The following is a 21,674-nucleotide window of genomic DNA, read 5'->3' as shown; positions in this document are numbered from 1 at the left end:
ATGGCCGACCAGCCGACGACCGCTGAGCCCGGCCGGGCCGGGCTCAGCCCTCGGAAGAAACAGCGCATCACGCGGGCCGTCCAGTACGTCGTGCTGGCCGTCGTGCTCGTCGCTGTCGTCCTGTACGCCGACTGGGCCAGCCTCGCCCAGAACTTCGCCAAGGCCGACGTGGCCAAGCAGGCGCTGCCCGACCTGTTCACGATCGCGCTGCGCAACACGATCATCTACACGGTGGGCGGTTTCGTCTTCGCGTTCGTGCTCGGGCTGCTGCTCGCGCTCATGCGGTTGTCGCAGGTGCGGCCGTACCGGTGGATCGCGACCGTCTACATCGAGATCTTCCGCGGCCTGCCGGCGCTGCTCATCTTCCTGATGATCACCTTCCTGCCGCTGGCGCTGCCCGGGTTCGAGGTGCCGTTCGGCACGTACGGACAGGGCATCCTGGGCCTCGGCCTGGTCGGCGCCGCCTACCAGGCGGAGGTCTTCCGGGCGGGCCTGCAGGCGGTCCCCAAGGGCCAGACGGAGGCCGCCAGGTCGCTCGGCATGTCCGCGACCCGGGCGCAGGTGACGGTGGTCATCCCGCAGGCCATCCGCATGGTGATCCCGCCGACCACCAACCAGTTCGTGTCCCTGCTCAAGGACTCCTCGCTGGTGCTGTTCCTGGGCGTCTCGGGCGAGTACGTCGAGCTGGCCAAGTTCGGCAACGACCTGGCCTCCCAGTACGCCAACGCCACGCCCATCATGGTCGCCGGCGTGACGTACCTGATCGTCACGATCCCGCTGGGCTACCTCGCGTCCCGGCTCGAGGGGCGTAAGCGGAGGAGCCAATGACGCACGCCATCGAGCTACGAGGGCTGCACAAGTACTTCGGCCGGAACGAGGTGCTCAAGGGCATCGACATGACGGTCGAGCCGGGCCAGGTGGTGTGCGTCATCGGCCCGTCCGGCTCGGGCAAGTCCACGCTGCTGCGCTGCGTGAACCTGCTGGAGGAGCCCACCAAGGGCAAGGTGTTCGTGCAGGGCGTGGAGGTGACCGACCCCGACGTGGACATCGACGCCGTACGACGCCGCATCGGGATGGTCTTCCAGCAGTTCAACCTGTTCCCGCACATGACCGCGCTGCAGAACGTCATGATCGCCCAGCAGCGCGTGCTGAAGCGCGGCAGGCGGGAGGCCGAGGTCGTGGCCCGGGAGAACCTGGAGAAGGTGGGCGTCGGCGCCAAGTGCGACTCCTACCCCACCCAGCTCTCCGGCGGGCAGCAGCAGCGGGTGGCCATCGCCAGGGCGCTGGCCATGAACCCCGACCTGATGCTGTTCGACGAGCCCACCTCGGCGCTCGACCCCGAGCTGGTCGGCGACGTGCTCACGGTCATGCGCAAGCTGGCCGAGGAGGGCATGACCATGCTCGTGGTCACCCACGAGATGGGCTTCGCCCGCCAGGTGGCCGACCGGGTGGTCTTCATGGACGGCGGCGTCGTCGTCGAGGACGGCGAGCCCGCCCAGGTGATCGGCGACCCGCGGCACGAGCGCACCCGCACGTTCCTGCACCGGGTGCTGCACCCGGAGGAGTGAGCCGTCCGGGCCCCCGGTGGTGCCGGGGGCCCGGCGACTCGTGTAATACTCCCGCATGGACCTGACCTCTTACGCAGAGTGGGCGGTCCGCCTGATCAACGATCCCGCCCCTCCCCCGGAGCTGACCGCCCTGCGCGCCGAGCTGGCCGCCGTGTTCGACGTCGCGGGCGACGCGCGCGCCGTGGCCGAGCGCCTCAACGCCCTGCTCGTGCGCTATCCGGTGCACCCGCGGCTGTCGGACCACGACGGCCAGGGCTGGCACCTCCACCTGGCCGAGGACTCCGCCGCCAGCGCGGTGATGGGCCTGGCCGCCGTCGTCGCCGAGGTGGGCGCCGACCGGCTGGGCCGCTGCCACGAGCCGCGCTGCGCCCGCGCCTTCCTCGACACCTCCTCCAACCGCTCCCGCCGCTACTGCTCCCCCCGCTGCGCCACGCGCGCCAACGTGGCGGCCTACCGGCGCCGCAGGAGCGCCCAGGAGGGCTGAGGGGGCCTCTGGGAGGTCACCTGCGGCGCACCAGCGGCCAGTAGCGCAGGACGACGCGCCCGACGATCTCCTCGACCGGCCCGAAGTCCCAGCTGTCGCGGCGCCCGCCGGCGCGCTGGTTGTCGCTCTCCAGCCACCAGCCGCCCTCGCCGTGCCACTGGGCGCGTTTCACGATGAGCTGATCGGGGTCGCCGGGCAGCCGGGCCACGACGAGGTCACCCGGATGGACGGCGGCTCCCCGGCGGACGAGGAGCCAGTCGCCGGGAACCAGCGCCGGACGCATCGAATCGCCCTCGACACGCACTCTCATGGGCAGAGACCCCCTACTCCACAGGCGTTGGGACCCGAGTAAGGTCGGTTGTGGACCAAGCTGATTCAGCATCAAGGAAGGACTTTCTGATGCTCGCACGACTGCTACGACCCAAGCATGTCGCCTCCGCCCACTGCGACCTGCCCTGTGGGGTCTACGACCCCGCCCAGGCCCGGATCGAGGCCGAGTCGGTCAAGGCGATCATGGAGAAGTACGAGGCCAGCGACGACCCGGTCTTCCGCACCCGCGCGCTCATCATCAAGGAGCAGCGGGCCGAGCTGGTCAAGCACCACCTGTGGGTGCTCTGGACCGACTACTTCAAGCCGCCGCACCTGGAGCAGTACCCCCAGCTGCACCAGCTCTTCTGGGAGGCCACCAAGCTCGCGGGCGCCGCGGCCGCCAAGGGCACCGTCGACGGCGGCAAGGCCGACGAGCTGCTGGCCAAGATCGACGAGATCTCCAAGATCTTCTGGGAGACCAAGGCCGCCTAAACGGCATAAAAGGCTCTGTGCGGTCCAGACCGCACAGAGCCTTTTCCGTTGATGGCGAGTCTGAATCCGCCAAGGACCTCCCGGGGACGGTAAGTTGCAGTTGGCGTCGGAAACGCGAGGAGGAACGTGACCGAGGAAACCGAGACGCGTGCGGAGGGTGTGGCGGGCATCCGCGATGTGGTGAGCATCAGGCTCCCCGCCGCGAGTGCTTACCTGTCGGTGCTGCGCACGGCCACCGCCGGCCTGGCCGCCCGGCTTGACTTCACCCTGGACGAGATCGAAGATCTGCGCATCGCGGTCGACGAGGCGTGCGCCATGTTGCTGAGCGAGGCGGTTCCGGGCACCGACCTGACCGCCGAGTTCGAGCTGACCGGCGACGTGATGAAGGTCGGCGTCGAGGTGGCCACCGTCGGCAGCTCCGCCCCCAAGCGCGACGACTTCGCCTGGATGGTGCTGACCGCCCTGGCCGACGACGTCGACGCCGTGACCGACTCCCCCGACCGCATGGCGATCGTCCTGCGTAAGCGCCGAGGCGCAGCGAGGCCGGCGTGACGGAAAGGACTGGAGCCATGGCCACCAGCGAACACGCCGTACCCGACAGGGTTCGTGCCCGCTTGCTCTTCGCCGAGCTGGCCGAGCTGGGTCCCGAGGAACCGCGACGCCAGCGCATCAGGGACGAGCTGGTCGAGCTTCACCTTCCGCTGGTCGAATACCTGGCCCGCCGCTTCCGCAACCGGGGCGAGTGGCTCGACGACCTCACCCAGGTCGCCACGATCGGCCTGATCAAGTCGATCGACCGATTCGATCTCAAGCGCGGGGTGGAGTTCTCCACCTACGCCACGCCCACCATCGTCGGCGAGATCAAGCGGCACTTCCGCGACAAGGGCTGGGCGGTCCGGGTGCCGCGCCGCCTGCAGGAGCTGAAGCTCTCGCTGACGAAGGCGATCAGCGACCTGTCGCAGCGCGAGGGCCGCGCGCCCACGGTCGCCGAGCTGGCCTCCTACCTCAAGATGACCGAGGAGGAGGTGCTGGAGGGCCTGGAGTCGGCCAACGCCTACTCCACGGTGTCCCTCGACGCGCCCGACTCCGGCGACGACGACGCCCCGGCGGTGTCCGACTCGCTGGGCATCGTGGACGAGTCGCTGGAGGGCGTCGAATACCGCGAGTCGCTCAAGCCGCTGCTCGAACGGCTGCCGCCGCGCGAGAAGCGCATCCTGCTGCTGCGGTTCTTCGGGAACATGACGCAGTCGCAGATCGCGACCGAGCTGGGCATCTCGCAGATGCACGTGTCCCGGTTGCTGGCCCGTACCCTCGCCCAGTTGCGCGAGGGGCTGACCGCGGAGGACTAACCGTCCCCGTAGAGAGCATGGGTGGTGGGGGGCGCGAGCAGCGCCACCAGCCCGGTCAGGGCGACCACGATCAGCGGCACGCCGATCAGTGGCTGGTCCGACTGGATGAGCGTGACCCCGACGGGCAGCAGGAAGATCTGTGCCAGCACGCCCGGCGACCTCCCCCACCGCTCCGCCCGCAGCAGGCCGCCCCAGGCGACCCAGAGCAGCCCGGCTCCGATGAGCAGCCCGAAGACCGACTCCGCGATGGCCGTGGTGAGACTGTCAGGCGTGCTCACCACCGTCTCCACCGCGACGTAGACGCCGAGCCCGAGCGCGACGAGCCCCTCCAGGGCCACGACGACGGCGGCGACGAGCAAACTCCACGGACGCTTCGACACAGCCAAACCCTATCCGCCCCCGGGCCCGGTCCCGCCGGTGATGTTCCCCCACCCCGAACGGGTCGGCGATCAGCGACTACGCTGGCGATATGCGCGCAATGTTGCTGGTCAATCCCAAGGCCACCACCACCAACGCCCGCACGAGGGACGTGTTGATCCGCGCGCTGGGCGCGGCCGTGGAGCTGTCGGTGGAGGAGACCGGCTACCGGGGGCACGCCGCGACGCTGGCGGCCACGGCCCGCGCCAAGGGCTTCGACGTGGTCGCGGTGCTCGGCGGCGACGGCACGATCAACGAGACCGTCAACGGCCTGCTCAACCCGGTCAACGGCCACGACGTCCCGCCGGCCGACGATCCGAGCTCCGGCCGTCCCGGACTGATCGTGATCCCCGGCGGCAGCGCGAACGTGTTCGCCCGCTCCCTCGGCCTGCCGAACGAGCCGGTCGAGGCCACCGGCGCGGTCCTGGAGGCGCTGCGAGAGGGCCGGCGCCGGACCGTGGGCCTGGGCCAGGCGCTCTGGGAGGGAGAGAGCCGGTACTTCACGTTCTGCGCGGGCATGGGCTACGACGCCGAGGTCGTACGGGCCGTGGAGGGCCTGCGGGGCACGGGGCGGAAGGCCACTCCTGCCCGGTACGTGAACACCGCTCTGCGGCACTATCTGGCCACGGACAAACGGCACGCCCCGATGACCCTGTCCGGGCCGGGCATCCCGGCGGCCGAGGGCGTGTTCATGGCGATCGTCTCCAACACCTCGCCGTGGACGTACCTGGGGGCCAAGCCGGTGACGCCGACGCCGTGGGCGAGCTTCGAGACCGGGCTCGACCTGCTCGGGCTGAGGCGGATGGGGCCCGTCCAGATCGCCGGGCTGATCCGGCAGATCCTCACGGAGAGTGACGCCGTCCCGTCCGGCAAGCACCTCGTCCAGCTGCACGACGAGGCCGAGTTCACCCTCGCCGCCGACCGTCCCGTGGCCTTCCAGCTGGACGGGGACTACCTGGGAGAACGCGAATCCGTAACGTTCCGGTCTACCCCGAACGCGTTACAAGTTCTGGTCTAGCTGGTTACATTCGGTCATTGTGTGACGCATCCGACATCCATAACCGCCAAAACTTCGCCCCAACCCCCTTGCGTGCACTCTCCGTGGCTGGAAGGCTCAAGACTGACGTCGGAACGTAGGACCTTTAACAACCCCAAGGCCCTCCGGCCGTCAGGCGGACAACCCCGGTCCAACACCTGGATTCGGGTAATTGTTCGCGCGAGTTAGTGAAACTCTTCACAAAGTAGTAGCCGCACGGAGCCGACCAAAGGTTCCATCTACTAAGGAGTGGACGCATGGACTGGCGCCACCGAGCTGCCTGCCGTGACGTGGACCCCGAGCTGTTCTTCCCGATCGGCAACACCGGCCCTGCCCTGAGCCAGATCGACGAGGCCAAGCAGGTCTGCCGGTCCTGCCCGGCCGTCGACGCCTGCCTGAAGTGGGCGCTGGAGTCCGGACAGGACGCCGGCGTCTGGGGCGGCCTGAGCGAGGACGAGCGTCGCGCCCTCAAGCGCCGCACCGCCCGCGCCCGTGCCCGCGCCTCCGCCTGACCTGCCTCATCTGATCTGCCCCGCCTGATCCCCCTCCGATCGACCCTGCCTTCCCCGCAGGAGCCGCCCAGCTTGGCGTGATCGATGTGTCCGCCAAGACCCCGTCGCGACGCGTACGCGGCGGCCAGGCTCGTACGGACCGGGCGCCGCCCTCGACGACGGCCGCCCGGCCCGGCGGACTCTCAGGCGGACGGCAACGGGATCGACAACCCGACGTGCGTGCCGCCGCCCTCCCGCGGCTCGATCGTGAGCTTGCCCGACAGCTCCCCCTCCACCAGCGTGCGGACGATCTGCAGCCCCAGACTGGTGGACTTGTCGAGGTCGAAGTCCGCGGGAAGGCCGCGCCCGTCGTCCCAGACGGTGACGTTGAGCCGGTCGGGGGCGGGCTCGACCAGCACCTCCATCCGCCTGGGACGCCCGTGCTGCAACGCGTTCTGCAGCAGCTCGGTCAGCGCCATGGCCAGCGGCGTGGCGATGAGCGAGGGCAGCACGCCGAACGCGCCCACCCGGCGCGGCGTGACCGCCGCCTCGGCCGCCGACACCTCGCCCGCCATCGCGATCACCCGGTCGGCGATCTCGTCGAAGTCGACGAACTCCTCCGGCGCGTGCGACAACGTCTCGTGCACGATGGCGATCGAGCCGACGCGGCGCACGGCCTCCTCCAGGGCCTCGCGTCCTTCGGGCACCTGCAGGCGCCGGGCCTGGAGGCGCAGCAGCGCGGCGACCGTCTGGAGGTTGTTCTTCACGCGGTGGTGGATCTCGCGGATCGTGGCGTCCTTGGTCATCAGCTCGCGCTCGCGCCGCCGCAGCTCGGTGACGTCCCTGATGAGGACGAGCGCGCCGATGCGGCCGCCGCCGACGATCAGCGGGATGGCCCTGAGCTGCACGATCGTGCCGCCCGACTCGACCTCGGTCTCCTTGGCCGCGCGCCCGCTGGCCACGATCATCAAATCTTCGTTGATCGGCTCGTCGGAGTAGCACAGCGTCGCCGTCACCCGGCCCAGCTCGGCGCCGACCAGGTCGGCGTGCAGGCCCAGCCGCCGGTAGGCCGACAGCGCGTTGGGCGAGGCGTAGGTGACCCGCCCGGCCCGGTCGAGCCGCAGCAGGCCGTCGCCGACGCGCGGCGAGCGGACCAGGATCGGCTCCTCCCCCGAGAACGGGAAACGCCCCTCGGCCACCATCTGCGCCAGGTCGGACGCGCTCTGCAGGTAGGTCAGCTCCAGCCGGGACGGGGTGCGGGCCGAGGACAGGTTCGTGGAGCGCTGGATCACCCCGAGGAAGCGGCCCTCGCCGTTGTCGACCGCCCGGCGCACCGGGATCGTCTCCTCGCGCACCGGGACGCCCGTGGACCAGTCGGGATCGCCCTCGCGGCAGATGCGGCGCTCGTTCCAGGCCGTGTCGATGAGGTGGCGCTCGCCCTTGGCGGCCACGCTGCCGACGATGTCGTCGTGGTAGACGGTGGGGCCGGTGGTGGGACGCATCTGGGCGATGGCGATCCAGCCGTTCTCACCGAGCAGCGGCGCCCACAGGATGAGGTCGGCGAAGGACAGGTCGGCCAGCAGCTGCCAGTCGGAGACCAGCGAGTGCAGCCAGTCGAGGTCCGCCTCGTCGAGTGCGGTGTGGCGGGCGACGAGGTCGCTGAGAGTCGGCACGAGTGCATCATGCGTGCTTTCGCCGCCAACAGCCAAACCGACCCCCTGATCGAATGCGCAGCTCCTGGCCGGGGAAGGACTCCGCACGGCGGGACACGGGCGCGGCACGGGTGCGTCGTCGTGCACCCGGTGCGACTTTCGGGGAATCTCATACTGTGAGAACCGTCACACGGCGGGATCGCTCGATCCCCATGACGGGGCTTCACGGGCATTGCCGGAGGTGATCGACACGGGCGGGGGGCTCCTCGACGACGCGGGCCTGACACCGGCCTCGGTTGCGATCGCGCACGCTGCTGTGGATATCCTTCACAATCAGTCTGAGCTGCCCGGATTCGCGCGTACTTGGCGGTGTGCGCGCTCCGTGCGGATATGCCGTCCTCCCAGGTGGTTGACCGCTCGGGCCGATATGAGTTCCGATGATCTCGCGGTGATCAGACACGCCCTCACCGCCGTGCCAGAAGTGAAGGTGAGAGCGTGACCGACGACGGCCCCCGCGTTCCCAAGTACTACGACGTGAAACGCAGTCTTCTGGAGCTCACCAAGAGCCTGCCCGCGGGCACCGCCCTGCCTCCTGAGCGCACGCTGGCCGTGCGGTTCGAGACCTCGCGCACCACCGTCCGCCAGGCGCTGACCGAGCTGGTCGTGGAGGGCAGGCTGCTGCGCATCCAGGGCAAGGGCACGTTCGTGGCCCAGCCGAAGGTGGCGCAGGTGCTCCAGCTCACCTCCTACATCGGCGACCTGCGCACGGCGGGCCTGGAGCCGGACACGAAGATCCTGGAGATCGGCTACATCACCGCGGACGAGGCCCTGGCGCGGCGGCTGGCCATCAACCCCGGCGGCCGGGTGCTGCGCATCCACCGGCTCCGGCTGGCCAACGGCGAGCCGGTCTCGATCGACACCACCCACCTGTCCGCGCGGCGCTTCCCCCGCCTGCGCCGGGAGCTGGAGGTGCACGCCTCCCTGTACGAGACGCTGCACAACGCCTACAACGTACGGCTCACGGACGCCGAGGAGATCATCGAGACCGTGCTCGCCACCCCGTACGACGCCAAGGCCCTGGGCGTGGACGTCGGCCTGCCGATGCTGCTGCTGACCCGCCACGCCTTCGACGCCGACGGCCACCCGGTGGAGTGGGCGCAGTCCCTCTACCGCGGCGACCGGTACAAGTTCGTCACGCGGCTGCGGCGTCCCTGACCGGGATGGCGGGCGGCGGCTTCTAGGCTGGGACGATGAGCGTTCTCGTCGTGTCCGGCACCGACTTCGGCGTGGGCAAGACCGTCGTGACGGCCGCGGTGGCCGCCCTGGCCAGGGAGCGGGGGGCGTCCGTCGCCGTGGTGAAGCCGGCGCAGACCGGCGGCGGGCACGACGTCGACGAGGTGATCCGGCTCTCCGGGGCGAGCACCACGTTCGAGCTGGCGCGCTTCGGCGAGCCGCTCTCACCGGCCGCCGCGGCGCGGGTGGCCGGGGTGCCGCCGGTGTCGCTGACGGCCGCCGCGCGGTTCGTCGAGGAGCTGGCCGAGAGCAACCGGCTGGTCGTCGTGGAGGGCACCGGCGGCCTGCTGGTGCGCTTCGACGAGGACGGCACGACGATCGCCGACCTGGCCCGGCTGGTGGGCGCGCAGGTGCTGGTCGTGGCGGGGGCCGCGATCGGGGCGCTCAACCACACGGCGCTGACCCTGGAGGCGCTGGCGCACCGGGGGCTCGACCCGGCGGGCGTGGTGATCGGGCGCTGGCCGCGGGAGGCCGGGATCGCCGAGCGCAGCAACGTCGCCGACCTGGAGATGCTGGCCGCGCGGCCGCTGGCGGGAGTGCTGCCCGAAGGGGCCGGGCGACTCGGCCGCGAGGCGTTCGCCCAGCTGGCGCGCGAGGGGCTGGGCGCCACGCTGGGCGGTTCCTTCGACCCGTCCGCCTTCAAGCGGCGGGTGGGGGTGCTCTAGCAGGCGGCCTCGGGCAGGCGGCAGACCTTGACGGTCATCCGGCGTGCCTGGTCGATCAGCCCGCGGAAGCCCTTGAGCGGCAGGCTCTTCGTGGGCCAGGCCGACTCGCCGGCGATGTAGAGCGCCGCGCCGCGCCTGACCGCGATCGCGTGCTCGCCGCTCTCGAAGAACCGGCCGCCGGCGCGCAGGCCGTCGTCGCCGACGTCCAGGGGCTTGGTGAAGTAACGGTGGCGGTTGACGCCCTTGCCCACGTCGGCGCAGCGCCTGAGGTCCGCGCGCAGGACGCGCATGGCGGCCTCGGCGTGCCGGACGCTCCGGTAGACGACGAGCTGCTCGTACTTCATCTCGTCCTCGCTGGAGTACAGGACGGCCCGCGCCGTGAGCCGGCCGCCGTCCCGCCGCCGGTGCGACAGGCACGGGTCGAGCTGGAGCGGCAGCGTGGCGGAGTTCTTGACGGTGTAGGTCTCCCACTGCTTGGCGGGCGGGTGCTTCTCCAGGAACAACATGCCGTGCGGTAAGCCGCCCAGGACCGTGGACGCGGCCGCCAGCGCGGCGACCCCTGCTGCGAACATCCGAACCTCCCCTTGGTCTGTTGGGGAGTGAGATGTTCGGTTTGCGGCAATTGTTCGAGGGTGGGGTTAGCTCTACCGTCCACCGGCACACCAGGCCCATTTCGTGGGGGTCTGGTGGGTCAATACCTTTGACGCATGAAAGTCCCCCGTCCCTGGTCGGCGCGTGCCTGGCTCGACACGTCCCACGTGATGATCGGGCTGCCGGTCGCCGTGGTGCTCGGCGGGCTCACGCTGCTGCTGGCCGTGGCCCCGCCGGTGCTGCGGCGCGGCATCCCGGTGTTCACCCGGGTGCAGCGGTCCAGGTTCGCGGCCTTCCTCGGCGTCCGCATCCCGCCGCCGGTGGCGCCGGCCGGCTGGCGCAGGGCGGCCACCTGGCGGCAGATCGCCTACCACCTGCTGTCGCCCTTCGTGGGCGCGGCGGCGGCCTTCCTCGTCGCGCTGGCGTGGGGCGGGGCCGTGGTGGGGCTGCTGTCGTTCGTGCCGCCGCGGGTGCAGGCGCCGCCGCTGGTCTTCCTCGTCGATCTGCGCGATCCGGTCATCATGGGGATCACCACGGCGACCGGCCTGGCGCTGCTGCTGCTCGCCCCGGTCCTGGCCAGGGGCATGGCGGCGCTCGACCTGTCGGTGGCGCGCACGCTGCTCGGGCCCAGCCGCACCGAGCTGGGGCAGCGCATCGAGACGCTGACCGAGAGCCGGGCCGGCGTGATCGACGCCGCCGACGCCGAGCGCCGCAGGATCGAGCGCGACCTGCACGACGGCGCCCAGCAGCGCCTGGTCTCGCTCGCCATGAACCTCGGCCTGGCCAGGGCCACCCTCACCGACCTGCCCGAGCCCGCCCGTGAGGCGATCGAGCGGGCCCACGAGGAGGCCAAGCAGGCGCTCAAGGAGCTGCGCGACTTCGTCCGCGGCCTGCATCCGGCCGTGCTCAACGACCAGGGGCTCGACGCGGCGCTGTCCGGCGTCGCGGCCCGCGCCCCGCTCCCCGTACGCCTGCGCGTCGACATCGACCGGCGCGCCTCCCCGACCATCGAGGCGGTGGCCTTCTTCATCGTGTCCGAAGCACTGACCAACATCGCCAAACACGCCGCCGCGACCAGGGCCGAGGTGACGGTCCGGCGCGAGCGCGACCGCCTGCACGTGCTCGTCCACGACGACGGCTGCGGCGGCGCCCGGCTCGACGGCGGCACCGGCCTGCGCGGCCTGGCCCAGCGCATCGACTCCGTGGACGGGACGCTGCGCCTGTCCAGCCCGTTCGGCGGGCCGACCACGATCGAGGTGGAGCTGCCGTGCGAGTAGTGCTGGCCGAGGACTCCGTCCTGCTGCGCGAGGGGCTGGTCAGGCTGCTCGACGCGTCCGGCATGCGGGTGGTGGCGGCCGTGGACGAGGCCGAGGGCCTGCTGCGGGCCGTCGAGGAGCACCGGCCGGAGCTGGTGATCACCGACGTCCGGATGCCGCCCACGCACACCGACGAGGGGCTGCGCGCGGCTCTCGTGCTGCGCCGCCAGCATCCCGGCCTGGCCGTGCTGGTGCTCTCCCAGTACGTCGAGGAACGCTACGCCGCCCGGCTGCTGTCCACGGCGGCCGGCGGCGTCGGCTACCTGCTCAAGGACCGGGTGGCCGACGTGGCCGAGTTCATCGACGCCCTGCGCAGGGTCGCCGGCGGCGGCACCGCCCTCGACCCGGAGGTGGTCGCCCAGCTCCTGCTGCGCGGCGACAGCGACCCGCTGGAACGGCTGACGCCCCGCGAGCACGAGGTGCTCAAGCTCATGGCCGAGGGCCGCTCGAACGCCGGCATCGGCCAGGCCCTCGTGCTCAGCGAGGGAGCCGTGGGCAAGCACATCGGCAACATCTTCACCAAGCTCGACCTGTCCCCCGCGGAGGGCGATCACCGCCGGGTCCTCGCCGTCCTGCAGTTCCTCAAGATCAGGAGCATGCCGTGAGGACCATCTGGCTGACGGCGGGAGCCGTGACGACGGTGGCCGCCCTGCTGCTGTCCGTCCTGCTGGTCTGGAACGGGTTCGCCCGCGCCACCGCGCCGCAGGAGACACGGGCCAGGACGGTCCCGTTCGCGCTGGACACGCTGAAGGTCACCACGGGCAGCGGCGAGGTGAGCGTCGAGATCGTGCCGGGCCCCGCGGGAGAGCTGACGATCGCCCGGTCCGTGAACTGGACCTCGATCGACCGGCCGGTGATCACCGAGGACTGGACCGGCGACACCCTGCGGCTGGACATCCGCTGCGGGGCCGCGCGGCAGCCGGACGGCCCGGTGTGCCGGGCGGACTACACGCTGCTGGTGCCCTTCGAGACCGGGGTCGAGGCCAGGACGACCGTCGGTGAACTGGGGGTCAGCAACGTGGTCGGCGACGTGCGGCTGACGACCGTGTCGGGGAACGTGCGGGCCGACGGCGTCACCGGCGAGGTCTGGGCCAGGTCCGGTTCCGGGTCCGTCTCCGGCAACGTGATGCTCGGCGGCAAGGCCGACGTCGAGACCGGCTCGGGCGACGTACGGCTCGACTTCGCCAACCCGCCGCTCACGGTGAGGGCCGTCGCGCGGGCCACCGGCGACGTCGACCTGCGGCTGCCGCCGGAGGCCTACGACGTGACGACCGAGGGCCGCCGCACCGAGGTGGAGGTCGACGCGGTGAAGGGCGCGCCCCGGAAGGTCGAGGCGCGGGCGCCGCTGGGCTCGGTCCGCGTCTGCTGTGGACAGGGCTAGGACGCGGCCGGACGCAAGCCTTGAGATCTGTTTACTCTTGTCACTGGTTGGTAAGTTCCCGGCATGGAGTCTGCGAAGCACGCCGGTGACGTCGCCGTCGCCGTGTCCAAGGCCTACGGCGTCGAGACCATGTTCACGCTCTCGGGAGGCCACGTCTTCCCGCTGTACGACGGCGCGGTCCACGAGGGCATGCGCATCCTCGACGTGCGCCACGAACAGAGCGCGGTCTTCGCCGCCGAGGCGACGGCCCGGCTGACCAGGAAGCCCGGCCTGGCCGTGCTGACCGCCGGGCCGGGCATCACCAACGGCGTCAGCGGCATCGCGACCGCGCACTTCAACGGCTCGCCGGTGGTCGTCATGGGCGGCCGCGCCCCGCAGTCGCGCTGGGGCAGCGGCGCCCTCCAGGAGATGGACCACCCGCCGCTGCTCGGCCCGATCACCAAGCTGTCGTTCACCGCCTCCGGCGCCGACTCGATCGGCCAGGACGTCGAGTCCGCCTTCCGCACCGCCGTCGCGCCCCAGCGCGGCCCGGTCTTCCTCGACTTCTACATGGACCACCTGTTCGCCCCCTCGCCCGCCCACGAGGTGCACACGCAGTCGCCCTCGCCGCTGGAGCCCGACCCCGACGACCTGGCCGCCATCGCCCGGCTGCTGTCCGAGGCCGAGCGTCCGGTGCTGGTCTACGGCTCCGACGTGTGGATGGACCGGGCCGAGGAGGCCGCGCGCGACTTCGCCGAGACCTGGCGGCTGCCGGTCATCCCCAACGGCCAGGGCCGCGGCATCCTGCCCGCCGGGCACGAACTGCTCGTCACCCGCGCCCGCAGCGTGGCCTTCTCCCAGGCCGACCTGGTCATCGTGATCGGCACCCCGCTCGACTTCCGGCTCGGCTACGGCCAGTTCGGCGGCAAGGACGGCGCGCCGGCCCGCGTCGTGCACATCGCCGACGCGCCCTCGCAGCTCGCCACCCACATGCAGCCCGCCGCCAAGGCCGCGGGCGACCTGTCGGTGGTGCTCTGGAGCCTCGGCGCGGCCTGCGGCGACGCGGGGGTCAAGCCCAGCTCGTACGCCTCCTGGCTGTCCACGCTGTCCGAGGCCGCCGCCGCCGCGATCGAGGGCGACGCCGAACTGCTGGCCGCCGACACCGACCCGATCCACCCCATGCGCATCTACGGCGAACTGGGCAAGGTCCTGGCCGACGACGCCGTGGTGATCGGCGACGGCGGCGACTTCGTCTCCTACGCCGGCAAGTACGTCGAGCCCAGGCAGCCGGGCAACTGGCTCGACCCCGGCCCGTACGGGTGCCTCGGCACCGGGCTCGGCTACTCCATCGCCGCCCGCCTGGCCCGCCCGTCCTCGCAGGTCGTGCTCCTGCTCGGCGACGGCGCCGCCGGCTTCTCCCTGATGGACGTCGACACCCTCGTCCGCCACCGGCTGCCGGTCGTCATGATCTGCGGCAACAACGGCATGTGGGGCCTGGAGAAGCACCCCATGCAGTTCCTGTACGGCTACGACGTGGCCGCCGACCTCCAGCCGCAGTGCCGCTACGACCAGGTCGTGACCGCGCTGGGCGGCGGCGGCGAGCTGGTCACCAAGCCGTCGGAGATCGGGCCGGCGCTGCGCAGGGCGTTCGACTCCGGCATCCCGTACATGGTGAACATCGCCACCGACCCGCAGATCGCCTACCCGCGCAACACCACCGGGATCTGACCCCCTACGACTTCGGCGTGGCCGTGGGGGACGGCGACGGCGTCGGCGTCGTGCAGATGCCGTCGATGACGTAGAGCGTGACCACCTTCGTCTCCGGGACGACCGTGCCGCCGGCCGGCACCGTCTTGGTGATCCTGCGGCAGGCGGGGTCGTCGGTGGTCACGGACGTGTCGCGGACGCGCACCAGCAGCCCCGCCGCCTCGACCATCTCCTGGCCCTTGAGGAAGGGCAGCCCGGCGACCTTGGGCACCGTGATGTGCTTGACCGTCGTCGTCGGCGTGCTCGACGGCGACTTGGTCGGTCCCTTCGTGCTGGTCGGGGTGGTGGTGGGCGTGGTCGTCGGTTCCGCCGTCTCCGTCGGCTCCTCGGTCTCGGGGTGCGTGGGCGGCCGGGTCGTGGGCGGCACGGCCGTCTTCGTGGGAGGCGTCGTCGAAGGCTTGGGCCTCTTGGAACCGGTCTTCGTCGGGCCGGGGATGTCGTCGCTGTCGCCATCGTTGGAGGCCGTGACGGTCGGCGTCGGCGCGCCGGGCACCATGCCCGTCAGCGCGACCGCCCCCGCGCCCACGCCGAGCACCACCGCGACCGCGAGGCCGACGACCAGGCCGGTCCTGCGCGGCGCCTTGGCGGCGCGGCGGCCACCCGGACGGCGCTCGCCGACGGCCGCGGTGGTCTCCTCCGACGACGCGGGCAGGTGCGCCCCGGTCTGGAACGCACCGGCCCCGGCCGGCGGCTGCCCTCCCGGGTAGGCGGGCGGCTGGCCCGGCTGGTGGGCGCCCGTCGGCTGCGAGTGGCCCGCCTGGTAGGCACCGGTCTGGTACGACTCGGGCGGTGCGGCCATCGTGGCGCCCGTGGCCGGCGGCGCGATCTCGGCCACCGGCGTGATCGGCTGGCCCTGGCCGGCCGCGCGGGCCGCCTCGCTCATGGCCTTCGCCGTCGGGAAACGCCGGGCGGGGTCCTTCGACAGGGCCACCTCCACCAGCGTCCGGATCTGCGGCGGGATGTCGGCGGGCAGCGGCGGCGGGGCCTCGCGGATGTGCTTGAGCGCGATCGTGACCGCGCTGTCACCGTCGAACGGCCGCTGTCCCACCAGGCATTCGTAGGCGACCACGCCGAGCGCGTAGATGTCCACGGCGGGCGTGACGGGCTCGCCCTCGGCCTGCTCGGGCGCGCAGTAGGCGGCCGTGCCGAGCACCATGCCGGCGTCGGTCAGCCGGTTTGCCAGGTCGGAACGGGCGATGCCGAAGTCGGTGAGCACCAGCGTGCCGTCGCGCTGCACGAGCAGGTTGCCCGGTTTCACGTCTCGGTGCACGATTCCCTGGTCGTGCACCGCCTGCAGGGCCGAGGCGGCCTGCGCGATGAGTTCCATGGCCGCCTGTGGCGGGATCCGGCCGAGCCGGGCCAGCAGCCGGTCGAGCGGCTCCCCGTCCACGAACTTCATCACGAGGTAGACGGTGTCGCCGCTCACCCCGTAGTCGTAGACGTCGACCACGCCGGAATGGTTGATCGTGGCCATCGCCCTGGCTTCCCCCTGAAACCTGGCGACGAACCCGCGATCATCCATGCGGCCTGGGAGCAGCACTTTGACGGCGACGGTGCGGGCGAGCACGATGTCCTCGCCTCGCCACACCTCGCCCATGCCGCCGGCGCCGATGCGGGTATCCAGTCGATACCGCCCCGCCAGCGTCGTGCCTTGGGCCACCATGACTCCCCCGCTACCCCCCTACATCGGTAACCTCGCCCACCCCGCGGTTCTCCAACAAAGCGAACTTTTGTCGCGGTGAGGTAACACAGTGGTCACGGAAACTCCGAGAGTGTACCTGTCTCAGCAGCCCCATATGCCACTCATATGCCGCAAGCCGTACAAACCCTATCCTGGAGCCTTATGGGCGGTGTTGTCCGCGTTTCCTGGAGATCAGGACCGCCCTCGGTAGGCTGACCCCCATGACGCTCTCACCTGGCCTCCGCTCGCAACTGCTCACCATGGTCGAGAGATCGGACACAGCCGAGCGAGCCGGCAGCGGCGACGTTCCCGTGCTGGCCACGCCCAGGCTGCTCGCGCTGGCCGAACGGGCCACCGTCGAGGCCGTGCGCCCGCACCTGGCCGAGGGCGAGACGTCCGTCGGCACCCGGGTCGAGCTCGAACACCTGGCCGCCAGCGCCGTCGGCGACCACGTCCAGCTCACCGCCGAGCTCACCGGCGTGGACGGCCGCCGCCTGGTCTTCGCCTTCGAGGCCCGCGACCTGAAGGGCACGCTCGTGGGCCGCGGCACGGTCGAGCGGACGGTCGTCGACCGCGCCAGGTTCCTGGCCCGCCTCAGTCGATGACGGCGATCAGGTCGCCCTCCTGGATCACGTCGCCCTCGGCCACCTTGAGCTGCGACACCACGCCCCCGTCCTCGGCGAGCACGGGGATCTCCATCTTCATCGACTCGAGAATGACCAGCGTGTCCCCCTCGGAGACCGCCTCGCCCTCCCGGACGACCACTTTCCACACGTTCGCCACCATCTCGGCGCGTACCTCGGCCACCGGCGCTCTCCTCTTCCGACGTCACCAACAATGTCGACCGGGTCAGGGCCGCATTCGCCCGACCAGACCCGTGTCGTAGTCTCCCGCGACGAATGCCGGGTTCTCCAGCAGCTCGGCACAGAAGGGCAGATTGCTCTTCGGCCCCTCGACGACGAACTCCGCGACCGCCTTGCGGCCCAGCTCCAGCGCCTCGGTACGGTCGGCCCCGAGCACGCACAGCTTGGCCATCAGCGGGTCGTAGAACATGGTCACCGTGTCGCCCGCCGCGTAGCCGGAGTCGACGCGGATGCCGTCGCCGGCGGGCTCGTCCCAGGTGGTGATCCGGCCGGGGCCGGGCAGGAAACGTCTGGGGTCCTCGGCGTAGACCCGGAACTCGATCGCGTGCCCCTCGGGCGCCACCGTGATCTCCGGGCTCTCCCCGGCGGCCACGCGGAGCTGCAACTCCACCAGGTCGAGGCCGGTGACCAGCTCCGTGACCGGGTGCTCGACCTGGAGCCTGGTGTTCATCTCCAGGAACACGAAGTCCTGGGCGTCGGCGTCGACCAGGCACTCGACCGTGCCCGCGCCGAGATAGCCGACGGCCTCGCCGGCCCGCACGGCCGCGGCCAGCATGCGTTCGCGCAGCTCGGGGCCGATGCCGGGGGACGGCGACTCCTCGACGACCTTCTGGTGGCGGCGCTGCACCGAGCAGTCGCGCTCGCCCAGGGCCAGCACCCGGCCGTCGGGCAGGCCGAGGATCTGCACCTCGACGTGGCGGGCACGTTCGACGTAGCGCTCCAGCAGGACCGCGGGCCCGGCCAGCGCGTCGCCCGCGCCGCCCGCCGCGGCCGCCGCGGCGAACCTGGCCGCCGCCCTGGCCGCCTGCTCGAACGCCTTGGCCAGCCCGGCGTCGTCACGGGCCACGCTCATGCCGATCCCGCCACCGCCGCCGGCGGTCTTGACCATGACCGGATAGCCGATCAGCTCAGCCGCGTCGAGCGCCGCGACCAGGTCGGTGACCGGTTCCCTGGTGCCCGCGGCGACGGGCACGCCCGCCCGCTCCATGAGGTTCCTGGCGTTGATCTTGTCGCCCATGCGGTCGATGGACTCCGGCGACGGCCCGATCCACACGAGCCCGGCCTCGATCACCGCCCGCGCGAACGCGGCGTTCTCCGACAGGAAGCCGTAACCGGGATGGACCGCGCCCGCTCCCGTGGCGCGGGCCGCGTCCAGCACCCTGGCGGGGTCGAGATAGCTCCGCGCGGGGTCGGCCGGGCCGATCAGCACCGCCTCGTCGGCCTCGCGCACGAACGGCAGCCCGGCGTCGGCCTCGGAATGCACGGCGACGGCACGCAGTCCCATCCGCCTGACCGTACGGATGATCCGCCGGGCGATCTCACCACGGTTGGCGATCAGAACGGGTCCGAGCGTCTCAGCAATCACGCGGACAACCCTATGACCGGCGGCGGCTCGTCCCTTTTCCCGTGAAGTACCGATCAGCGGAGAATGATCTGTAGGAACCCCACAAAGGTGGGCAATCAGTTACACGCGGCCTCTGCCGACCACCCGGGTCAGGGCGTCGAGCGCGGCGGCGTCGTACGCGCTGCCCGCCGTGAGCCTGATGCGCTCCAGCGCCGCCCCCGACCGGTCGCGGTCGGTGGACGGGCCCACCAGGTCGTCGTAGGCGTTGGCGACCCTGATGATGCGGCTGGACAGCGGCGGGTCGTCGGCGATCTCGTCGCACTGCCGGCGGACCACCTCGGCCACCCGGTCGAGCACGCCCGTCTGCCTGATCACCTCGGCCCCCAGCTCGGCGATGCGCCGCGCCTGCTCCGGGTCGGCCAGCACGGTGGCGCCGCCCGGGATGGGGTCGCGCAGCGAGAGCTGGCCGATGTCGTGCATGAGAGCCGCGTACTCCAGCTCCAGCAGCTCGGGCTCGGCCATGCCCAGCTCCCGGCCGACCGCCACGGCCAGCCGGGACACCCGGCGCGAGTGGCCTGGCTCGACGTAGCCGCCGACCTCGGTGACCCGCGACAGGGCGCGGACGGTCTGCAGGTAGGTGGCGCGGATGCCGGCGTACTTGCGGAAGGCCACCTGCGTGACCAGCAGCGGCGCGGCGAACACCAGCAACGCCACCAGGTCCATGCTGTGCGTGGCGAGCGCCAGCAGCACGCCGGAGGCCGCCACCGCGGCGCCCAGCGGGAACGCCATGTTGATCTCGTCGCGCACCGCCACCCGGAACGCCGTGCGCAGCCGCTCGGCCCGCAGCAGCGCCGCGATCAGCACGTCGACCAGCAGCGTCACCGTGATCAGCGAGACCATCACCACGAGCGCCGGCCACCAGGTGTGGGCGCCCGGCGGCGGCTTGGTGAGCTGGTAGAGCGGGTCGGCCAGCGGGCGGAAGGCGAAGGCCAGCAGCGCGCCGGTCAGCAGGCGGCGGGCCATCGCGTCGAGCCGCGGCGGCCGGCCGACGGCCAGGTGGGGCAGCGCGCCCGCGATCATCCCGGCCGCGATCACGGCCACGACCTGCAGCGCGGAGTGGCGCAGCTGGTTCTGGCTGAGGTCGAGCAGCAGGGTGTAGCCGAGCGCCGCGGCGGCGCCGATGGGCGCGACCTCCCGGTTGCCCGGCATGGTCAGCCGGGCCAGCTCGCCGACCGCGATCAACGCGCCGAACCCGATGGCGATCTCCGGACGGTCGAGCCCCACGGCCGCCGTGTGCGCCACGCCCGCGACGGCGACCAGCCCGGCCGCGCAGATCAGCAACAACTGGCCGGAGTCGAGCCGGCGCAGGACGGTGGCCGGTGCCCGGTCGGCGCGCCGGACGCGCTCTGTGGTGGTCATGGCCCGCTCACGACCTGGATCGGCATCGTCGGGTCGTCGTGGTCCTTGATCGTCGCCTCGGCGGCGTCGGGCGGCGGCGCCTCGACCCGGCGCGGCGGCTGCCAGGGCGTGCGTTCCAGCGCCCTGATGAACGCGGCCACCATGACCGGGTCGAAGTGCGTGCCGGCGCACTTGCGCAGCTCCTCCACGGCCACCTCGACCGGGCGCGCCCCCCGGTAGGAACGGTCGGAGGTCATCGAGTCGAACGCGTCGGCCACCGCGATCACCTTGGCGAACTCGGGGATCTCGTCGCCGGCCAGGCCCATCGGGTAGCCGGTGCCGTCGTGGCGCTCGTGGTGGTGCATGATCCCGGCGTAGGCCTCGTCGAGGAAGCCGATGCCGCGGACGATCTCCAGCCCGCGCATCGGATGGAGCTGGATCGCGGCGAGCTCCCCCTCGGTGAGCGGGCCGTCCTTCTGCAGCACCTTGGTGGGCACGCCCAGCTTGCCGACGTCGTGCAGCATGCCGGCGTAGCGGATGGCGCGCAGGCGTTCGAGCCTCATGCCGATCTCCTCGGCGATCATGCTGGAGGCGAGCGAGACGCGGGTGCAGTGGCCCCGGGTGTAGTAGTCCTTGGTCTCGACGGCCTGGCAGAGCGCGGCGATGGTGGCGTCGTAGGAGCGCTGCTGGGCGTGGTAGTGGCCGAACGCCCACCGGGCCACGAACAGCGGCATCAGCACCAGCACCGCCGAGATCGACTGCACGGTCGCCCACAACCCGGCCACCAACAGCCCGAACGTGCCGTAACCGAGGTAGGACAGCAGGAACTGGACCATCCCGCGCAGCGGCACCTCCGTGGCCCGCACGCTGGTCGCCAGGCTGATCATGGTCAGCGTGAGCACGATGTTGAGCGGCACGAACACGGCGGTCGCGGCGGCGTAGGGGCCGATGAGGCTGTCGAACTCGTTGACCCGCGGCACCCCGACCGTGCCGTGCAGCCACTCGTAGACCCAGCCGGAGGCGTAGCCGCAGATGGCGAACTGCGCGCCGTTGAACAGCCGCTTGATCAGCGGCAGCCCCGGGCGCACGCTGACCGCGGCGGTGAGCCCCACCAGCGCCGCGCCCTCCGGCCCGATCAGCACGACCGCGGCCAGCGACGCCGAGAAGCTCACCGACACCGCGAACTGCTCCACGTTGAGCAGCGTCGGCATCGACTCGCACACCAGGAAGAGCAGCGCGAGCACCAGCAGGATGTCGAGATTCTCCGGCGCCACGAGCGGGCCGGAGACGATCGCGCTGTGCCCGATGAGAGCGGCCGCCGCCGCGATCACGGCGACCAGGTAGACCCTCGCGGGCCAGGGCAGGTCACGCATTGCGGCCCCCTACGGCGGTCAGGTCCAGGAAACCCCTGGCGGAAGCGCGCCGATGCCGGCCAGGACCACCGTCGAGGTGACCACGATGACGGCGGCGAGCGACCGGGTGAACCTGTCCTTCAACATCCCACATGCCTCCACGTCGACTTCTGGAGCTCACGCTACAGAACAGGACGTCACCGTACGGGCCGAGCGGGAAATCGCAAGCAAAGTGTAATCAAGCA

24 protein-coding genes are annotated in these 21,674 nt (G+C 71.5%); 15 read left to right on the top strand and 9 right to left on the bottom strand.

What is annotated here, in order from left to right; genetic code table 11:
* From AB0J76_RS31230 to AB0J76_RS31220, 3 genes are read left to right on the top strand one after another with little or no spacing between them, the layout of a single operon-like run.
* Window positions 1–828, top strand: a complete 828-nt coding sequence (locus AB0J76_RS31230; RefSeq protein WP_352331210.1) for an amino acid ABC transporter permease — start codon at window positions 1–3, stop codon at window positions 826–828.
* Window positions 825–1,568: an amino acid ABC transporter ATP-binding protein gene (locus AB0J76_RS31225; RefSeq protein WP_364391392.1), complete on the top strand. Its 744-nt coding sequence runs from the start codon at window positions 825–827 to the stop codon at window positions 1,566–1,568. Before AB0J76_RS31230 ends, AB0J76_RS31225 begins: the two co-directional genes overlap by 4 nt.
* A gap of 55 nt (window positions 1,569–1,623) precedes the next feature.
* Window positions 1,624–2,052, top strand: a complete 429-nt coding sequence (locus AB0J76_RS31220; RefSeq protein WP_352331380.1) for a CGNR zinc finger domain-containing protein — start codon at window positions 1,624–1,626, stop codon at window positions 2,050–2,052.
* 16 nt (window positions 2,053–2,068) lie between these two features.
* On the opposite strand, the gene AB0J76_RS31215 is transcribed toward AB0J76_RS31220, so the two are convergent.
* Complete coding sequence (locus AB0J76_RS31215; protein ID WP_352331378.1) at window positions 2,069–2,362, bottom strand: S24 family peptidase; 294 nt, start codon at window positions 2,360–2,362, stop codon at window positions 2,069–2,071.
* A gap of 89 nt (window positions 2,363–2,451) precedes the next feature.
* Here AB0J76_RS31215 and sodN point away from each other — a divergent pair, with 89 nt between their 5' ends.
* From sodN to AB0J76_RS31200, 3 genes are all read left to right on the top strand, one after another.
* A complete protein-coding gene (sodN, locus tag AB0J76_RS31210) occupies window positions 2,452–2,853 on the top strand; it encodes a superoxide dismutase, Ni (protein ID WP_352331376.1) in 402 nt (133 codons plus the stop codon).
* Between the two features lie 126 nt (window positions 2,854–2,979).
* Window positions 2,980–3,405 (top strand): anti-sigma factor, encoded by a 426-nt coding sequence (locus tag AB0J76_RS31205; protein WP_352322897.1) that lies wholly within the window; start codon window positions 2,980–2,982, stop codon window positions 3,403–3,405.
* A 17-nt stretch (window positions 3,406–3,422) separates the two neighbouring features.
* Window positions 3,423–4,202 (top strand): RNA polymerase sigma factor SigF, encoded by a 780-nt coding sequence (locus AB0J76_RS31200; RefSeq protein WP_352322896.1) that lies wholly within the window; start codon window positions 3,423–3,425, stop codon window positions 4,200–4,202.
* Here the strand turns inward: AB0J76_RS31200 and AB0J76_RS31195 are convergent.
* Complete coding sequence (locus tag AB0J76_RS31195) at window positions 4,199–4,582, bottom strand: hypothetical protein (RefSeq protein ID WP_352322895.1); 384 nt, start codon at window positions 4,580–4,582, stop codon at window positions 4,199–4,201. The two genes, AB0J76_RS31200 and AB0J76_RS31195, sit on opposite strands and share 4 nt — an antisense overlap.
* Before the next feature lie 89 nt (window positions 4,583–4,671).
* Here AB0J76_RS31195 and AB0J76_RS31190 point away from each other — a divergent pair, with 89 nt between their 5' ends.
* Both AB0J76_RS31190 and AB0J76_RS31185 read left to right on the top strand, forming a co-directional pair.
* Window positions 4,672–5,637 (top strand): diacylglycerol kinase family protein, encoded by a 966-nt coding sequence (locus tag AB0J76_RS31190; RefSeq protein WP_352322894.1) that lies wholly within the window; start codon window positions 4,672–4,674, stop codon window positions 5,635–5,637.
* A gap of 275 nt (window positions 5,638–5,912) precedes the next feature.
* Window positions 5,913–6,167, top strand: a complete 255-nt coding sequence (locus AB0J76_RS31185; protein WP_352322893.1) for a WhiB family transcriptional regulator — start codon at window positions 5,913–5,915, stop codon at window positions 6,165–6,167.
* Between the two features lie 182 nt (window positions 6,168–6,349).
* Here AB0J76_RS31185 and AB0J76_RS31180 read toward each other — a convergent pair whose 3' ends face one another.
* A complete protein-coding gene (locus tag AB0J76_RS31180; protein ID WP_352322892.1) occupies window positions 6,350–7,819 on the bottom strand; it encodes a histidine kinase N-terminal domain-containing protein in 1,470 nt (489 codons plus the stop codon).
* A gap of 474 nt (window positions 7,820–8,293) precedes the next feature.
* On the opposite strand from AB0J76_RS31180, the gene AB0J76_RS31175 reads away from it, so the two are divergent.
* Together AB0J76_RS31175 and bioD are read left to right on the top strand one after the other, a co-directional pair.
* Window positions 8,294–9,013 carry a GntR family transcriptional regulator gene (locus AB0J76_RS31175; protein ID WP_125648113.1) on the top strand — a complete coding sequence of 240 codons (720 nt, stop codon included), beginning with the start codon at window positions 8,294–8,296 and terminating at the stop codon, window positions 9,011–9,013.
* Window positions 9,014–9,048: 35 nt separating this feature from the next.
* Window positions 9,049–9,756: a dethiobiotin synthase gene (gene bioD, locus AB0J76_RS31170; protein WP_352322891.1), complete on the top strand. Its 708-nt coding sequence runs from the start codon at window positions 9,049–9,051 to the stop codon at window positions 9,754–9,756.
* On the opposite strand, the gene AB0J76_RS31165 is transcribed toward bioD, so the two are convergent.
* Window positions 9,753–10,328, bottom strand: a complete 576-nt coding sequence (locus tag AB0J76_RS31165) for a hypothetical protein (protein WP_352322890.1) — start codon at window positions 10,326–10,328, stop codon at window positions 9,753–9,755. The two genes, bioD and AB0J76_RS31165, sit on opposite strands and share 4 nt — an antisense overlap.
* A gap of 135 nt (window positions 10,329–10,463) precedes the next feature.
* Here AB0J76_RS31165 and AB0J76_RS31160 point away from each other — a divergent pair, with 135 nt between their 5' ends.
* From AB0J76_RS31160 to AB0J76_RS31145, 4 genes are all read left to right on the top strand, one after another.
* Window positions 10,464–11,624 carry a sensor histidine kinase gene (locus AB0J76_RS31160; RefSeq protein WP_352322889.1) on the top strand — a complete coding sequence of 387 codons (1,161 nt, stop codon included), beginning with the start codon at window positions 10,464–10,466 and terminating at the stop codon, window positions 11,622–11,624.
* On the top strand, window positions 11,615–12,268 hold the full coding sequence (locus tag AB0J76_RS31155) for a response regulator transcription factor (RefSeq protein WP_352322888.1): 654 nt from the start codon (window positions 11,615–11,617) through the stop codon (window positions 12,266–12,268). The genes AB0J76_RS31160 and AB0J76_RS31155 overlap by 10 nt, the downstream gene beginning before the upstream one ends.
* Entirely contained in the window at window positions 12,265–13,044 is a 780-nt protein-coding gene (locus tag AB0J76_RS31150) for a DUF4097 family beta strand repeat-containing protein (protein ID WP_352322887.1), read from the top strand. Before AB0J76_RS31155 ends, AB0J76_RS31150 begins: the two co-directional genes overlap by 4 nt.
* A 63-nt stretch (window positions 13,045–13,107) precedes the next feature.
* A complete protein-coding gene (locus AB0J76_RS31145) occupies window positions 13,108–14,751 on the top strand; it encodes an acetolactate synthase (protein WP_352322886.1) in 1,644 nt (547 codons plus the stop codon).
* 4 nt (window positions 14,752–14,755) lie between these two features.
* Here AB0J76_RS31145 and AB0J76_RS31140 read toward each other — a convergent pair whose 3' ends face one another.
* Window positions 14,756–16,453: a protein kinase gene (locus tag AB0J76_RS31140; RefSeq protein ID WP_352322885.1), complete on the bottom strand. Its 1,698-nt coding sequence runs from the start codon at window positions 16,451–16,453 to the stop codon at window positions 14,756–14,758.
* Window positions 16,454–16,692: 239 nt separating this feature from the next.
* Here AB0J76_RS31140 and AB0J76_RS31135 point away from each other — a divergent pair, with 239 nt between their 5' ends.
* Window positions 16,693–17,076, top strand: coding sequence for a thioesterase family protein (locus tag AB0J76_RS31135; protein ID WP_352322884.1), 384 nt, complete (start codon window positions 16,693–16,695; stop codon window positions 17,074–17,076).
* Here AB0J76_RS31135 and AB0J76_RS31130 read toward each other — a convergent pair.
* The 4 genes from AB0J76_RS31130 to AB0J76_RS31115 form a co-directional block, all read right to left on the bottom strand.
* The gene (locus AB0J76_RS31130; protein ID WP_352322883.1) at window positions 17,066–17,278 is read right to left on the bottom strand and encodes a biotin/lipoyl-binding carrier protein; all 213 of its coding nucleotides are present in this window, start codon (window positions 17,276–17,278) and stop codon (window positions 17,066–17,068) included. The genes AB0J76_RS31135 and AB0J76_RS31130 overlap by 11 nt on opposite strands.
* Window positions 17,279–17,320: 42 nt before the next feature.
* A complete protein-coding gene (locus tag AB0J76_RS31125) occupies window positions 17,321–18,619 on the bottom strand; it encodes a biotin carboxylase N-terminal domain-containing protein (RefSeq protein WP_352322882.1) in 1,299 nt (432 codons plus the stop codon).
* A 180-nt stretch (window positions 18,620–18,799) separates the two neighbouring features.
* Complete coding sequence (locus AB0J76_RS31120; RefSeq protein WP_352322881.1) at window positions 18,800–20,098, bottom strand: HD domain-containing phosphohydrolase; 1,299 nt, start codon at window positions 20,096–20,098, stop codon at window positions 18,800–18,802.
* Window positions 20,095–21,450 carry an HD-GYP domain-containing protein gene (locus tag AB0J76_RS31115; protein ID WP_352322880.1) on the bottom strand — a complete coding sequence of 452 codons (1,356 nt, stop codon included), beginning with the start codon at window positions 21,448–21,450 and terminating at the stop codon, window positions 20,095–20,097. The genes AB0J76_RS31120 and AB0J76_RS31115 overlap by 4 nt, the downstream gene beginning before the upstream one ends.
* Between the last annotated feature and the right edge of the window lie 224 nt (window positions 21,451–21,674).

This window comes from Nonomuraea sp. NPDC049624, assembly GCF_040675255.1.
Lineage (GTDB): Bacteria > Actinomycetota > Actinomycetes > Streptosporangiales > Streptosporangiaceae > Nonomuraea.
This window is presented reverse-complemented; position numbering and strand designations above follow the sequence as displayed.